Annotated in this window: 9 protein-coding genes, 15 tRNA genes and 2 rRNA genes (1 of these 26 running past the window's edge); 1 reads left to right on the top strand and 25 read right to left on the bottom strand. The window is 47.5% G+C overall.

Annotated elements, in window-relative coordinates:
• Positions 1–17: 17 nt before the first annotated feature.
• From ASG02_RS00555 to ASG02_RS00540, 4 genes are read right to left on the bottom strand one after another with little or no spacing between them, the layout of a single operon-like run.
• Positions 18–2,441 (bottom strand): glycogen/starch/alpha-glucan phosphorylase, encoded by a 2,424-nt coding sequence (locus tag ASG02_RS00555; RefSeq protein WP_056059928.1) that lies wholly within the window; start codon positions 2,439–2,441, stop codon positions 18–20.
• 28 nt (positions 2,442–2,469) lie between these two features.
• Entirely contained in the window at positions 2,470–3,921 is a 1,452-nt protein-coding gene (gene glgA, locus ASG02_RS00550; protein ID WP_029340919.1) for a glycogen synthase GlgA, read from the bottom strand.
• 14 nt (positions 3,922–3,935) lie between these two features.
• On the bottom strand, positions 3,936–5,036 hold the full coding sequence (glgD, locus tag ASG02_RS00545) for a glucose-1-phosphate adenylyltransferase subunit GlgD (RefSeq protein WP_035409446.1): 1,101 nt from the start codon (positions 5,034–5,036) through the stop codon (positions 3,936–3,938).
• A gap of 13 nt (positions 5,037–5,049) precedes the next feature.
• Positions 5,050–6,210 (bottom strand): glucose-1-phosphate adenylyltransferase, encoded by a 1,161-nt coding sequence (locus ASG02_RS00540; RefSeq protein WP_035409448.1) that lies wholly within the window; start codon positions 6,208–6,210, stop codon positions 5,050–5,052.
• Positions 6,211–6,416: 206 nt separating this feature from the next.
• On the opposite strand from ASG02_RS00540, the gene ASG02_RS00535 reads away from it, so the two are divergent.
• Entirely contained in the window at positions 6,417–8,192 is a 1,776-nt protein-coding gene (locus ASG02_RS00535; protein ID WP_056059926.1) for a transglycosylase domain-containing protein, read from the top strand.
• Position 8,193: 1 nt separating this feature from the next.
• Here ASG02_RS00535 and ASG02_RS00530 read toward each other — a convergent pair whose 3' ends face one another.
• The 21 genes from ASG02_RS00530 to ASG02_RS00430 all read right to left on the bottom strand — a co-directional run.
• Positions 8,194–8,760: a DUF5366 family protein gene (locus ASG02_RS00530; RefSeq protein WP_035409453.1), complete on the bottom strand. Its 567-nt coding sequence runs from the start codon at positions 8,758–8,760 to the stop codon at positions 8,194–8,196.
• Between the two features lie 238 nt (positions 8,761–8,998).
• Positions 8,999–9,472 carry a tRNA (uridine(34)/cytosine(34)/5-carboxymethylaminomethyluridine(34)-2'-O)-methyltransferase TrmL gene (gene trmL / locus ASG02_RS00525; protein ID WP_023467320.1) on the bottom strand — a complete coding sequence of 158 codons (474 nt, stop codon included), beginning with the start codon at positions 9,470–9,472 and terminating at the stop codon, positions 8,999–9,001.
• A 3-nt stretch (positions 9,473–9,475) separates the two neighbouring features.
• Positions 9,476–9,955 carry a methylated-DNA--[protein]-cysteine S-methyltransferase gene (locus tag ASG02_RS15915; RefSeq protein ID WP_035409455.1) on the bottom strand — a complete coding sequence of 160 codons (480 nt, stop codon included), beginning with the start codon at positions 9,953–9,955 and terminating at the stop codon, positions 9,476–9,478.
• Positions 9,930–11,090 (bottom strand): tRNA epoxyqueuosine(34) reductase QueG, encoded by a 1,161-nt coding sequence (queG, locus tag ASG02_RS00515; protein WP_035409457.1) that lies wholly within the window; start codon positions 11,088–11,090, stop codon positions 9,930–9,932. Before queG ends, ASG02_RS15915 begins: the two co-directional genes overlap by 26 nt.
• Before the next feature lie 87 nt (positions 11,091–11,177).
• Positions 11,178–11,248, bottom strand: a tRNA-Gly gene (locus ASG02_RS00510).
• Between the two features lie 38 nt (positions 11,249–11,286).
• Positions 11,287–11,357: transfer RNA gene (locus tag ASG02_RS00505), tRNA-Gly, on the bottom strand.
• Positions 11,358–11,361: 4 nt separating this feature from the next.
• Positions 11,362–11,442: transfer RNA gene (locus ASG02_RS00500), tRNA-Leu, on the bottom strand.
• 36 nt (positions 11,443–11,478) lie between these two features.
• Positions 11,479–11,552: transfer RNA gene (locus ASG02_RS00495), tRNA-Cys, on the bottom strand.
• Positions 11,553–11,558: 6 nt separating this feature from the next.
• Positions 11,559–11,633 (bottom strand) — tRNA-Gly (locus tag ASG02_RS00490).
• Between the two features lie 8 nt (positions 11,634–11,641).
• Positions 11,642–11,713 (bottom strand) — tRNA-Gln (locus ASG02_RS00485).
• Positions 11,714–11,723: 10 nt separating this feature from the next.
• Positions 11,724–11,796 (bottom strand) — tRNA-His (locus ASG02_RS00480).
• A 9-nt stretch (positions 11,797–11,805) separates the two neighbouring features.
• Positions 11,806–11,876: transfer RNA gene (locus ASG02_RS00475), tRNA-Trp, on the bottom strand.
• 4 nt (positions 11,877–11,880) lie between these two features.
• Positions 11,881–11,964: transfer RNA gene (locus ASG02_RS00470), tRNA-Tyr, on the bottom strand.
• Between the two features lie 31 nt (positions 11,965–11,995).
• A tRNA-Phe gene (locus tag ASG02_RS00465) sits at positions 11,996–12,071 on the bottom strand.
• A gap of 7 nt (positions 12,072–12,078) precedes the next feature.
• Positions 12,079–12,154, bottom strand: a tRNA-Asp gene (locus ASG02_RS00460).
• A gap of 8 nt (positions 12,155–12,162) precedes the next feature.
• A tRNA-Met gene (locus ASG02_RS00455) sits at positions 12,163–12,236 on the bottom strand.
• A 10-nt stretch (positions 12,237–12,246) separates the two neighbouring features.
• Positions 12,247–12,321: transfer RNA gene (locus ASG02_RS00450), tRNA-Glu, on the bottom strand.
• Positions 12,322–12,342: 21 nt separating this feature from the next.
• Positions 12,343–12,433 (bottom strand) — tRNA-Ser (locus tag ASG02_RS00445).
• 26 nt (positions 12,434–12,459) lie between these two features.
• Positions 12,460–12,534, bottom strand: a tRNA-Asn gene (locus tag ASG02_RS00440).
• Positions 12,535–12,540: 6 nt separating this feature from the next.
• Positions 12,541–12,650 (bottom strand): 5S ribosomal RNA (gene rrf, locus ASG02_RS00435).
• Positions 12,651–12,929: 279 nt separating this feature from the next.
• Positions 12,930–15,016 (bottom strand): 23S ribosomal RNA (locus tag ASG02_RS00430); it runs 827 nt beyond the window's last position.

Here is a 15,016-nt window from a genome sequence, read left to right as displayed (position 1 = left end):
TGTCAGTGTCTTTTTGTTTAGAGTTGAATTGGTTTGATGTTCCAGATCGCATTCGCATACTCTTTAATCGTTCGATCACTTGAGAACACACCTGACCGAGCAATATTAAGAATGACACGTTTATACCATTCTTCCGGTTGCTGATACATCCGATCGATACGTTCCTGCGCTTGTTGATACGACATGAAGTCTTTCAGGATCAGATACTCATCATTATACGTCAATAATGAATCGTAAATTGCTTGGAATTCACCCGGAGCAAATAATGTCTCGTCGACGAGACTATCGATGATTCGTCGCAACTCGGGTTGGGCACTGTATTGATCATACGCACTATAACTGCCGTATTGCTTATAATTCATGACTTCCTGCGGCGTTAAGCCGAAGATGAAGATGTTCGCATCCCCAACTTCATCTCGAATTTCGATGTTCGCTCCGTCGAGCGTTCCAATCGTCAAAGCGCCATTCATCATGAACTTCATATTGCCGGTTCCAGAGGCTTCATAGCTGGCAGTCGAAATCTGCTCACTGACATCACTTGCCGGGAAAATCTTTTCAGCAAGCGATACACGATAGTTTTCTAGGAAGACGACTTTCAAGTATGGGCTGACCTCTGGATCCTGATTAATTAAGCGAGCTAACGCATTGATATAACGAATGACTTCTTTTGCATAATGATAGCCTGGCGCTGCCTTTGCACCAAAGATGAATGTCCGCGGTGTCATCGTAAAGGAACGGTCTTCCTTCAGACGATAATAGAGCGAATGAATGTGTAACGCATTTAAGAGTTGACGTTTGTACGCATGCAATCGCTTGACTTGAACATCAAAAATCGAGGTTGGATCAACGACGATACCTGTTTCCTTTTCAATGAGCAACGCTAATTCTTCCTTACGCTGAAGCTTGATCTCGGCGATGTCCTTCTGCAGTGCTGAATCCTCTGCCCATTTCGTCAATTTTTGCAAATCGGACGGATGCTGAATCCAACCATCCCCGATCGCTTCTGTCACACGGTTTGCCAGTGCTGGGTTCGATGAGAGAAGCCAGCGACGATGTGTAATCCCGTTCGTCTTATTATTAAATCGAAGCGGAAACATCTCATAAAATAGTCGCATCTCGCGCTGCTTCAGAATCTCAGTATGAATCTGAGCGACACCGTTCGTTGAATGCGTGCCGACGACAGCCAGATTCGCCATGTTGATCCGATCGTCCGCGATGATGGCGATATCTCGCATATGTGCTTCCATGTGTGGATAGTTCGCCAGCACATCTTTACAGAAGCGTCGGTTGATTTCCTCGATGATGAGATAGATGCGTGGCAACAAGCGACGGAACAAATCAACCGGCCAACGTTCGAGTGCTTCTGATAATAACGTGTGGTTCGTAAACGACATGACACTCTTCGTGATCCGCCATGCTTCTTCCCATCCAAACCTTTCTTCATCAACAAGAATCCGCATCAATTCCGGAATCGCGACGACCGGATGCGTATCATTGATATGAATGGCAATATGATTCCCGAGTTGCTTCAATGAATGGTTTCGTTTTTTAAAGGACGTCAAGATACTCCGTAATCCTGCAGAGACGAAGAAATATTGTTGCTTCAGACGGAGTTCTTTTCCTTCGTACGTCGTATCATCCGGATACAAGAACTCTGAAATCGTCTGAATCGATTGTTTATGTGCCAGTAAATCTTTATAGTTCCCACGGTATTGACTAAGTAATTCATCATCATCAAGTGGAGACTCAGCACTCCAGAGTCGCAGGTTATTGACAACCTTGTTTTGATAGCCAACGATCGGCATATCGTACGGAACAGCACGGACGATTTCAGTCGGTTCATGATGGACGCGATACCCATCACCGACTTCTTCGAGCCACACATGTCCACCGAATGAAATATCGACCGCTTTATCAGAACGTCTAATTTCCCACATGTTTCCGTTCTTCAGCCAGTTATCCGGTAGCTCGACTTGATAGCCATCGATGATTTTTTGCTTAAACAGACCATATTGGTATCGGATACCGTTCCCATGTCCCGGTAGACCAAGCGCAGCCAAGGAATCAAGAAAACAGGCTGCGAGACGACCGAGACCTCCGTTTCCGAGTCCTGGTTCCGGCTCTTCTTCTGTCAGATCACTGAGCTGATATCCGAGTTCTTCCAGTCCCCGTTCCACATCCTTTAAGACGTCAAGACTTAATAGGTTGTTATGCAAGAAACGTCCGAGCAAAAACTCGAGTGAAAAGTAATAGACTTGCTTACTTTTTTTATGGGTATATGTTTCCTTTGTCCGTAACCAATCGGTCGTGACCGTCTCACGTACCAGATAAGCAAGTGTCTGATAGATATCGTTTTCTGTTGCTTCCGTTATTGCCTTGCCATGCATCGAAACGAATCGTTCCGTAAACCTCTCCTTGAACTTCTCTATATCTTTGAACATGACGTAACTCCTTTTCCCAGTGATACGATCAAGTGGCGGACGGTGCAATCAAACGATATAACGCCAAGTATTCGTCGGCTGAACGCAACCAACTGAAATCCTCATTCATCGCAGTCTCAATCAAGTGCTCAAAGACCGGGCGATCATGATAGACCTCAATAGTACGTTTAATCGCTTCTAAAAACTCATGTGCATTATAATTCGCGAACGAGAATCCATTTCCTTCTAACGTAAACTGATTGAATGGCTTGACCGTATCACGAAGACCACCTGTTTCCCGGACGACTGGTAAACAGCCGTACTTCATCGAAATCAACTGACTGAGACCACATGGTTCAAAACGCGAAGGCATCAAGAAGGCGTCACTGCCCGCATAGATTCGTTGCGCGAGACCAACGTCGAACCCGATGTAAGAAGCGATTTTGTCTGGACGAATCGATGTCGCATGATGGAACAACCCTTCATATTCCGCTTCACCTGATCCAAGGATGATGAACTGCGCATCGAGTTCAAACAAATCTGGCAAGATATGCGCGAGCAAATCAATCCCCTTTTGGTCGACGAGACGAGAAACGAAACCAAACAATGGTACATCCGGATTGATGGGGAGACCTAGTTCTTCTTGTAAGGCAGCTTTGTTCTTCGCCTTTCCTTCCGTGACGGTATCGACCGAATACGTCTCAACGAGATGCGTATCATGTGCAGGATCAAATTGACGATAGTCGATTCCATTCAAGATTCCGCGTACGTCGACAGCGCGATGTTGTAAGACGGGTTCAAGCGTCTCACCGTAATACGGATCCATGATCTCATCACGATATGATGGACTGACTGTCGTGATTTGATTGGAATGGACGAGTCCTGCCTTCATGTAATTGACGAGACCGTTATGAGCAATACCATCGGCTGTGAAGTGTTCATGACTCAATCCAAGTAAATCACCGAGTACTTCCTCCGGGAAAACACCTTGATATTGTAGATTGTGAATCGTAAAGACCGTTTTAATATCTTGATAGCGCTCTAGGTGCTGATAATGGATTCGTAGGAACGCCGGAATCACACCTGTTTGCCAATCGTGACAATGGATGACGTCCGGTACTTCTTTCCGATCGAGATGTTGAATCATCTCAAGAACGGCACGTGAAAAATACGCAAATCGTTCCGCATCATCGTAATGTCCATAAATGACACCATCGCGTTTGAAATAGTACTCATTATCGATGAAATAGAACGTTACACCATCTTGTTTTAATCGGAGGACAGCACCAAATTGCTGTCGCCAGCCAACTGGTACGATGAAGTCGAATAAAAACTCCATCTCCGATTTGTATTGTTCCTTGATTTGACCATAATTGGGTAAGACGACCGAAACGTCTGCCCCTTCCTCAGCAAGCGCTAAAGGGAGCGAGCCGACGACGTCAGCTAGCCCCCCTGTCTTGATGAAGGGTGTCGCTTCCGTGGCAGCAAACCATACCTTCATGAATGACATCTCCTTTAAACGATTGTTTGTTTTTTGATGACGATTGGTTCTTCTGCCGTACCGCGAATGACTTGACCGCGTTTGACGGTCACTTCTTTGTCGAGAATCGCGTACTCAACGACCGCGCCTTCTTCAATGACCGATTTTTGCATGATGATCGAGTTTTTGACGCGCGCATGCTTTCCGACTTTAACACCACGGAACAGGATGCTATCCGTCGTCGTGCCTTCTAACTTACAGCCGTTTGCGACGAGTGAGTTCTTAATCGCTGAACCTGGCAAATAACGTGTCGGCGGTTCATGCTTGATTTTCGTGTAGACATGCTGGAAGTCATTGATTGCTCCCCACTGTTCAAGCAATAGCATGCTCTCACGGTAGTATGAACGAAGTGAGTGGATGACTTGTGATGTACCACGATATTCATAACCATGTACATGCAAGCGATTTAGCTGCGAACGGATGATGCTTTGTAGTAAATCGTACTCGCCACGCGCAATCGCCTCATCAATCAAACGAACGAATAGGTTCTTCGATAGAACGACCGTTTCCATGTAGAACGTCTCATCAGTCGGCTGGAACCCTCGTGATCCGATTGCAGTCACGCGGTTCTGCTCGCCAAAGCGAATTGGACGGCAGTATTTGCAAGGCAGTTCACGCTTCGTATAAACGACTGTGATATCCGCATTCGATTCTTTATGTTCGCGCAAGACATCACGATAATCTACGGCTGATAAGATGTTCGAACCAGAGACGACGACATAGTTTTCCTTACTGCGAAGGAAAAAATCACGGTGAAGGTGGAAGTTCGATAGATCCCCACGGAACTCGTTCGCATCTTGTGACAATGCAGGTGGGAAGATATAGAGTCCACCGTTTGAACGGTCAAGATCCCACTCTTTACCAGATCCAAGATGGTCCATCATGCCACGATATTTCTCGAGCGTAAAAATCCCGATGTTCGCGATATCGTTTTGTACCATGTTCGTTAATGTAAAATCGATCAATCGATAACGACCCGCAAATGGCACAGCTGCCAAGTTACGATGCTCTGTTAGTTCTTTGAAAAATCCTTCTTCACCACTTAGATTGATGACGCCTAATAAATCGACCTTCATTCGAATATCCCCCTTATTGAATTGCTTCTTTGATGACTTCGTTCTTTTTAACGATGCTGTCTGCTTCAATGACGAAGACTTCTCCGTCCGGAGATCCAATCGTCGCACCATCTTCAACGATGACACCATCTGCTAAAATCGCCCGGTGAATCGTGACGTCTCGTCCGATTTTGACGTTCGGGAAGATGACCGAGTCTTTGACGAGTGATCCTTCTGCTACATCGACACCGTAGAAGAGAACCGAATGATTGATTTCTCCTTCGATGTGGCATCCTTCGTTGATGATCGATGTCTCGACTGTCGCAGCGTTTCCAATGTATTGTGGTTGCTGATTCGGGTTGACCGAATGTACTTTCCATGACGGTTCATACAAATCGAATTCAGGCTCTGCCGTCAATAGATCCATGTTCGCTTCCCAAAGGGATTGAATCGTCCCGACGTCTTTCCAGTATCCTTTGAATTTATACGCACGGATATTGAGATTTTCAAAAAGCATGTTCGGGATGATATTTTTACCGAAGTCAAAGCTTGATTCCGCATCGCCGGCATCTTGAATCAAGTGGCGTTTTAAGATATCCCAGTTAAAGACATAAATCCCCATCGATGCAAGATTTGATTTCGGATTTTTTGGTTTTTCTTCGAATTCATTGATTCGTAAGTCATCGTCCGTATTGAGGATACCAAATCGCGGTGCCTCGTCCCATGGTACTTCACGTACGGAAATCGTCACGTCAGCTCCACCAAGTCGATGCTCCTCGATCATTTTTTCATAATCCATTTTATAAATATGGTCGCCTGATAGAACAAGAACATATTCAGGGTCAAATTGATTGATATAACTCATATTTCGATAAATAGCATTTGCTGTGCCCTCATACCAGTTTTTGCCGTTCTGTGCTTGGTATGGTGGAAGAATCGTTAATCCGCCATTACGGCGATCCAAATCCCATGGACTTCCAATGCCAAGGTATCGATTCAACTCTAATGGTTCGTATTGCGTCAACACGCCAACTGTATCGATTCCTGAGTTCGTACAGTTCGAAAGTGGGAAATCAATGATCCGGTATTTTCCTCCAAATGCAACAGCTGGTTTCGCAGTGTGTTTCGTTAAAGCTCCCAGACGTTTCCCTTCTCCGCCTGCAAGTAACATCGCAACGACATTCTTTTTAGCCATTTCGTCCCCTCCATTTATGCTCTTTTTTTACAGATGACTCGCGTTCTAAAATCCACAGATACTTCTATATACCCAATCTTTTCTCTTTTTAATATAACATTCCTGCAAAATAGGTTTATTAAAATACAAAAATCGAAAAAAAATCTATTGATTTCTCCATAAAAGACCGATAATAGGAATGAAATGGCTTTTTGAAAGGAGTTCTCATGCGAATTACGACAGGATATCTCGTCTTACTTGGTCTTACGATGATGCTTCTGTTTTCCTTATTTTCAATTAAAGATGAGTTAAAAACAGCACGCACACTTTTTTTCTGGGCCGATGAACAGACGACACGACATCCACTGACCTCCTACCAACCAATCACCGTAACCTATGAAAACAAACGGGTCGAGCTCTATGACGGATTGCGACGGGATGACTTAACGCCTCGAACATTGCCGAAAAAAGTCGAGCAAGCGTTTGTTGCTATCGAAGATCAGCGTTTCTATCAACATGACGGATATGACATCACAGGAATCTTACGCGCGTTTACGAAAAACCAGTCTGATTCTAAATCTCAAGGTGGCAGTACGATCACACAACAACTAGCAAGAATGACATATCTAACAAACGAAAAAACATATACTAGAAAAATAAAAGAGTTGCTAATTGCTGTGTCTTTGGAGCAAAAATATTCGAAAAAAGAACTGATGACAGCGTATGTCAATCAAGCATATTTCGCGAATAATATTTACGGGATCGAACTGGCCGCAAAATCATATTTCAATAAGCCAGCGCGCGAGTTGAATTGGTCTGAAATCAGCTTTTTGACAGCGATTCCGAACAATCCGTCACTCTACGATCCGCTTCGTTTTCCTGAAAATACAAAAAAACGTCAGCAACGAATCGCTCAAGCATTAGTGCGCGATCGTGTACTGACGAAAGATTTTACTATTTCTCATGTGACACCTCGATCTTATAAGCCGCGGGTTCCTTATCCGGACTATATCGATGCCACCGTTCAAGCTGCCGTTCGGATGACCGCTCAAAAAAAGGGTTGGAGTGAGAAGCATGCTGCAGAATATCTGCATCAACAAGGTGCGGTCATCTCGACATATCTCGACTCAGCAGAACAACGACGGGCTAAGGAAGCTCTTCGCAATCTACCCAACCCGATTGAGGGGGCTTATGTTGGCATCGACGGACAAACACACGGAGTCACGGCTCTTGTCGGCTACAAATCGAATTTGACAGGTCAGTTCAACCGAGCAGTGCAGTCGTACCGACAACCTGGTTCAGCCATCAAACCGTTACTTGTCTACGGTCCTTACCTTGAGAAGACGAAAGCCCGCTTGTCGAGCACGTTAGACGGTAGTCCCGTCTGTATCGATGGCTACTGTCCGTCAAATAGCGGAAATCGAATTCTCGGACAAGTAACGATTGCCGATGCGATCGCTTACTCCTATAACACACCAGCAATTCGAGCATTTGCTGTCTCTTTCCGGGAAGGATTGAAGTCCATCCGTCCATTCCAGTTTAGCCAATGGACACGTGAGGATGATGCCTTTACGAGTGCCCTAGGTGGGTTGCAATACGGGATCAGTCCATATGAACTGACGAACGCTTATTCCGTATTCGTCAATGACGGGATCTATCGACCGGCATCGATGATCAAAAGTATTACGCTTAAAAATGGAACGGTCGAACGACCACAAGAAAAAGAACAACGGATTTGGTCCAGTCAGACGAACCGGGAATTACGGGCTGGTTTAAAGAATGTCATGACGTATGGAACGGGACGCAAAGGATATGATTCCTCTGCGCGCTATATCGGAGGAAAAACAGGAACGACGAACGATAACAAAGACATGTGGTTCGTCGGTATTAAAAATCAACATATCGGAGGGATTTGGCTAGGGGCAGATCGCCCGCGTCCCTTCCCTGCTGAAGCCAATGCAACGTTACAGGTCCAGACGTGGGCGACGATTTTACGTCCTTGAGTCAACTCGGAAATAAAATTGCTTCTCCAAAGGAATTGAATAAGGTCAGACCAACCCATGATAGACCAGCGAGTAGAACGCCCCAGGCTAAGAAGGAGAAGATGATTAACCCAACAGCTCCAGCCGCACTCGTCATTTTACTAATCTGTACCGTGTAAAAGATAAAATAGATGAAGAAGGATACAAGCAATACGATCCCAACGTGCAAGAAGGACGTCATGAAAGCAAAGCTGACACATCCTCCGACGAGCAGGAGAATACTGCCCGGACGTAACATACCGAGTGTCGTTCCCTCTTGTTCTTTGATGAAAAAGGCGAAACCGAGCTGATTGATCGTGTCCGATAGTAGTTTAAGCGAACTAAAGATCATGAAATAGACGATCAAAAAACCAAGCCAAACGACGAGCTTCGTATCACGTGCCGTCAGTAGCTGGAGCAGTTCATCGTACACGCCGACTTGATCGAGCCAATGCAATGCAAGTTCCGTCGTCGCGATCGCAAGGGATGTACTAAATAACAAGATGCTGATCAGTGGGGCATAACTTAATAGGTAAACGTTCGTACGCATGTGGAGTCTCCATTCATAGAAAATTCATATGTAGCACACAATTTCACTTACAGGTATACTATAATAGATTATATCGGTTCAAGAGACTGAAGGGGGAAACAAAAATGGCATTTATCTTAATGGTCGGCGTAAGTCTTGCGTTTTTGACAGCAATCTTCACTGCAGGCTACAACAAAAAACCTGAAGGTAACGAATAACTCATAAAAGCTCCATCCTGAATCAGGATGGAGCTTTTGCTTTACAGAAGACCTGCGTATCCTTGCTGACGTAATGCTTCATAGACGATGATCGCTGCCGTGTTCGAGACGTTCAGTGAACGAACGAGATTCGATTGGGGTAAACGGATACACCGTTCTGCGTTTGCATCGATGACTTCAAGCGGCAATCCTTTTGTTTCCCGACCAAAGACGAAGAAATAGTCCTGTTCAACGTCCGATAAGTCAATCTGACTTGGGTACTGTTCCCCGTATTTCGTAATATAGTAGAAAATACCTTCCGGATGTTTTTCCCACAGTTCTTCTAACGAATCATGATAACGGACATCGACAAATTCCCAGTAGTCAAGACCTGCACGTTTAAGTTGCTTATCGTCTGTCGAGAAGCCGAGCGGTCGGATCAAGTGAAGGACGGAATGCGTCGCTGCACATGTTCGCGAAATATTACCTGTATTTTGAGGAATTTCCGGTTGATACATAACGACATGAATAGCCATGGTTCAATTCTCTCCTATCTCATGCGCTAAAAGCGCTTCTTTATGGGCAATTCCGCTTGCGAAACCCGTCAATTTACCGGTCGCCCCGATGACACGGTGGCATGGATAAATCAATGCGATCGGATTCCGATTCAAGGCACCGCCAACAGCTCGTGCTGCCTGTGGTTTTCCAATCATTCGAGCCAGTTCACCATAACTGATCGTCTGACCGAACGGAACGGTTCGCAAAGCTTGTAACACTTTCTCTGCAAATGGTGTGACACGCAACTGACAAGGAAGCGCATCAAGCGCTTGTACCTCTCCTTGTGCATAACGATCAAACGCCATACGCCAAGCTTTCGGTAATGTACCTTCGTCTGTCTCTTCTGCTAAATAGGTCCGAGCACGATCTTTATTCAACCCAAAGTCGAGGTACACGATTTGCTCTTTTTCCCATGCGACGAGCAATGTACCGAACTTATAAGTGAGCTGTTGAAATGGCATCTGCTTCCCCCCACTCTTCAATTAACCGTTGTCCTTCTGTCTGAACATCCACTGCAGTATCCGCTAAAAGACGGGATTCGATGTACGACTTCTCATCAATTCCGCCAATCCGACCGACTGCCCAGAGTGCAAGCGCCCGCATGTCTTCGCGGGCATCTGTTTCCGTCATTAACCGTAGCGCGTCAATAGCACTCTTGTCTCGATAATGAACAAGCGCACAAATCGCATTACGTTGAATCGGCTTCTTACCACGCCATGCTCCGGATAATGTTCCGAAACGACTCTTGAACTCACGGTTACTCATTGATAAGAGTGGAACAAGGAGCGGTTTGACCTGCTCCGGATCCGGTTGTAGTTCAACATGATGTGTCGCATTCTTCTTCCGGTTATATGGACATACTTGCTGACATGTATCACACCCATACAGACGGTTCCCAAGCGCCATCCGAAACGGTTCTGGCAGTAACGTTTTCGTCTGTGTTAAAAACGAGATACATCGTTTAGCGTCGATGACACCAGGTTCAACTAGCGCATCCGTCGGACAAGCATCGATACATTTATTGCATGTTCCACATAATTCTTCGACTGGCTGATCCGGCGGCAAGACGAGGTCAGTAATCAATTCACCAAGATAAAGATACGATCCGTGCTCTTCACTGATGATCGAGCAATTTTTACCACTGAATCCAATACCTGCTCGTTCTGCTACTGCACGATCGACGAGTTCTCCTGTATCGACCATCGAGCGCGTCCTTGCACCTGGACTCAACTCTTGAATTTTTTCTTCAAGCAACGTCAAACGTTGTCGCAACGCCTGATGGTAATCCAGTCCCCAGGACGATCGACAAAAAATACCCCGCCGCTCCCCTTCCTTGCCACGAGGTGCATTTTTGAGAGTACTTGGATACGCGACCGCAATGGCAATGATCGAAGCCGCATCTTCTACGAGTAACGAAGGAGTCGTTCGTAGATCGAGATCGGGCTCTTCAAAACCAGAAGCAAATCCTTTCTCCTGTTGTGCTTGAAGTCGACGTTTTAAGACAAGAAAAGGGTCAGCCGTCGTCACCTTCAGCTCATCGATTCCAATCTCAACTGCGTACTCTTGTAAAGCCAATTTCAATTGTACACCATCCATTACGACACGCTCCTTTCCTCTTAAGATTCCTTCCTAAACAAAAAGAGCAAGGTGTCAGCGAAAACGACACATTGCTCTTTTTAGGTAAGCGGGTGAAGGGAATCGAACCCTCGTCATCAGCTTGGAAGGCTGAGGTTTTACCATTAAACTACACCCGCATGATCAGGTGAAACATCAGATTGTGTAAAAAGTATAAAGCGGGTGAAGGGAATCGAACCCTCGTCATCAGCTTGGAAGGCTGAGGTTTTACCATTAAACTACACCCGCAAGATACCGGTGGTCGGAATCGAACCGACACTCCAAAGGAACACGATTTTGAGTCGTGCGCGTCTACCAGTTCCGCCACACCGGCACAATCTCTTGCAAAACTATTTAATTAGGAAATAGTTGGAGGCGCCAGTCAGAATCGAACTGACGATAAAGGAGTTGCAGTCCTCTGCCTTACCACTTGGCTATGGCGCCACTCATTGGAGCGGAAGACGGGATTCGAACCCGCGACCCCGACCTTGGCAAGGTCGTATTCTACCACTGAACTACTTCCGCTTGAAAAGCTGGGCTGGAAGGGATCGAACCTTCGCGTGCTGGAATCAAAATCCAGTGCCTTACCACTTGGCTACAGCCCAATAATAAGAGGGCGACTGATGGGAATTGAACCCACGAATGCCGGAATCACAATCCGGTGCGTTAACCACTTCGCCACAATCGCCATGGTAAACAGGGGCAGCAGGAATCGAACCCGCGCTGACGGTTTTGGAGACCGTAGTTCTACCGCTAAACTATGCCCCTATGGTGGTGGGGGGGGGCGGATTCGAACCGCCGAACCCGAGGGAGCGGATTTACAGTCCGCCGCGTTTAGCCACTTCGCTACCCCCCCACAAATGGGAAAATCATGTTGTTAATAAAGATGGTGGCTTTGGACGGAATCGAACCGCCGACACAAGGATTTTCAGTCCTTTGCTCTACCAACTGAGCTACAAAGCCTTAACAATGGCGGTCCTGACGGGATTCGAACCCGCGATCTCCTGCGTGACAGGCAGGCATGTTAACCGCTACACCACAGGACCGTATGTAATTGCGGGGGCCGGATTTGAACCGACGACCTTTGGGTTATGAGCCCAACGAGCTACCAGACTGCTCCACCCCGCGACGCTATAAATGGTGACCCGTACGGGATTCGAACCCGTGTTACCGCCGTGAAAGGGCGGTGTCTTAACCGCTTGACCAACGGGCCATTCTGAATTGAAAGTGATGATGGCGGAGAGCAAGGGATTCGAACCCTTGAGACGCTTTTGACGCCTACACGATTTCCAATCGTGCTCCTTCGGCCACTCGGACAGCTCTCCATTGTACGTGGTGAAGAAGTAATAAATGGCTCCGCAAGTAGGATTTGAACCTACGACCTACCGGTTAACAGCCGGTTGCTCTACCGCTGAGCTATTGCGGAACGATCGCCTGGCARCGTCCTATCCTCACAGGGGGAAGCCCCCAACTACTTTCGGCGTTCAAGTGCTTAACTTCCGTGTTCGGCATGGGAACGGGTGTGACCACTTGAGCCCCCAACTACTTTCGGCGTTCAAGTGCTTAACTTCCGTGTTCGGCATGGGAACGGGTGTGACCACTTGGCTATCGYCACCAGACATTTATTATCTTAACATTATRTTCACATAACGTCAAGACTTTTTTTCATTTTTTTGAAAGGCTCGCGCCCTCAAAACTGAAGTCATCAACAATGTGCATCTGCTAGAACAAGGCCTCGACCGATTAGTATCACTCAGCTCCACATGTCGCCATGCTTCCACCCGTGACCTATCTACCTCATCGTCTCTGAGGGGCATCTGCTAGAACAAGGCCTCGACCGATTAGTATCACTCAGCTCCACATGTCGCCATGCTTCCACCCGTGACCTATCTACCTCATCGTCTCTGAGGGGTCTTTCTTGATTACTCAAAGGGAAATCTCATCTTGGAGGGGGCTTCATGCTTAGATGCTTTCAGCATTTATCCCGTCCGCACGTAGCTACCCAGCGATGCTCCTGGCGGAACAACTGGTACACCAGCGGTGCGTCCATCCCGGTCCTCTCGTACTAAGGACAGCTCTCCTCAAATTTCCTGCGCCCACGACGGATAGGGACCGAACTGTCTCACGACGTTCTGAACCCAGCTCGCGTACCGCTTTAATGGGCGAACAGCCCAACCCTTGGGACCTACTCCAGCCCCAGGATGCGATGAGCCGACATCGAGGTGCCAAACCTCCCCGTCGATGTGGACTCTTGGGGGAGATCAGCCTGTTATCCCCAGGGTAGCTTTTATCCGTTGAGCGATGGCCCTTCCATGCGGAACCACCGGATCACTAAGCCCGACTTTCGTCCCTGCTCGACTTGTAGGTCTCGCAGTCAAGCTCCCTTCTGCCTTTGCGCTCTACGAATGATTTCCAACCATTCTGAGGGAACCTTTGGGCGCCTCCGTTACTGTTTAGGAGGCGACCGCCCCAGTCAAACTACCCGCCTGACACGGTCCTCCAGCCGGATCACGGCTGCGAGTTAGAGACTCTATGCATGAAGGGCGGTATCCCAAGGGTGACTCCTCCGAAGCTGGCGCTCCGGGCTCGACGTCTCCCGCCTATCCTGTACATCATGCACAAAGCCTCAATATCAGGCTGTAGTAAAGCTCCATGGGGTCTTTCCGTCCTGTCGCGGGTAACCTGCATCTTCACAGGTACTATGATTTCACCGGGTCTCTCGTTGAGACAGTGCCCAAATCGTTACGCCTTTCGTGCGGGTCGGAACTTACCCGACAAGGAATTTCGCTACCTTAGGACCGTTATAGTTACGGCCGCCGTTTACTGGGGCTTCGGTTCAAAGCTTCGCTTGCGCTAACCCATCCCCTTAACCTTCCAGCACCGGGCAGGCGTCAGCCCCTATACGTCATCTTGCGATTTAGCAGAGACCTGTGTTTTTGCTAAACAGTCGTTTGGGCCTATTCACTGCGGCTCTACATGTGTAGAGCGTCCCTTCTCCCGAAGTTACGGGACCATTTTGCCGAGTTCCTTAACGAGAGTTATCCCGCGCGTCTTAGAATTCTCATCTCGCCTACCTGTGTCGGTTTACGGTACTGGCGCCTTCCCCCTCACTAGAGGCTTTTCTTGGCAGTGTGAAATCGTGACCTACGTCCCTACGGGACTCCGCGTCGTTCCTTGACTKTGRTGCCTGACGGATTTGCCAATCAGACGGTCTTGAAACTTGCACATGCACTTCCATCCGCATGCGTCACTATCCTCCTGCGTCCCCCCATTGTTCAAACGGTGGATCGGCGGTACAGGAATATCAACCTGTTATCCATCGCCTACGCCTTTCGGCCTCGGCTTAGGTCCAGACTAACCCTGAGCGGACGAGCCTTCCTCAGGAAACCTTGGGCTTTCGACGGAGGGGATTCTCACCCCTCTTTTCGCTACTCACACCGGCATTCTCACTTCCAAACGCTCCACTGCTCCTTCCGGTACAGCTTCACAGCGGTTTGGAACGCTCCCCTACCATTCCTTACGGAATCCGCAGCTTCGGTGGTATGTTTAGCCCCGTTACATTTTCGGCGCGGCGCCACTCGACTAGTGAGCTATTACGCACTCTTTGAATGGTGGCTGCTTCTAAGCCAACATCCTAGCTGTCTAGGCAGCGCCACATCCTTTTCCACTTAACATACACTTGGGGACCTTAGCTGGCGGTCTGGGCTGTTTCCCTCTTGACTACGGATCTTATCACTCGCAGTCTGACTCCCGAGTATAAGTTGCTGGCATTCGGAGTTTAACTGAATTCGGTAACCCTGTGGGGGCCCCTAGTCCAATCAGTGCTCTACCTCCAGAACTCTCAACCTCGAGGCTAGCCCTAAAGCTATTTCGGGGAGAACCAGCTATCTCCAGGTTCGATTGGCATT

The sequence above is a fragment of the Exiguobacterium sp. Leaf196 genome (assembly GCF_001423965.1).
Lineage (GTDB): Bacteria > Bacillota > Bacilli > Exiguobacteriales > Exiguobacteriaceae > Exiguobacterium_A.
Note: the sequence above shows the minus strand (reverse complement) of the source record. Positions and strands in the feature narration are given on the sequence as shown.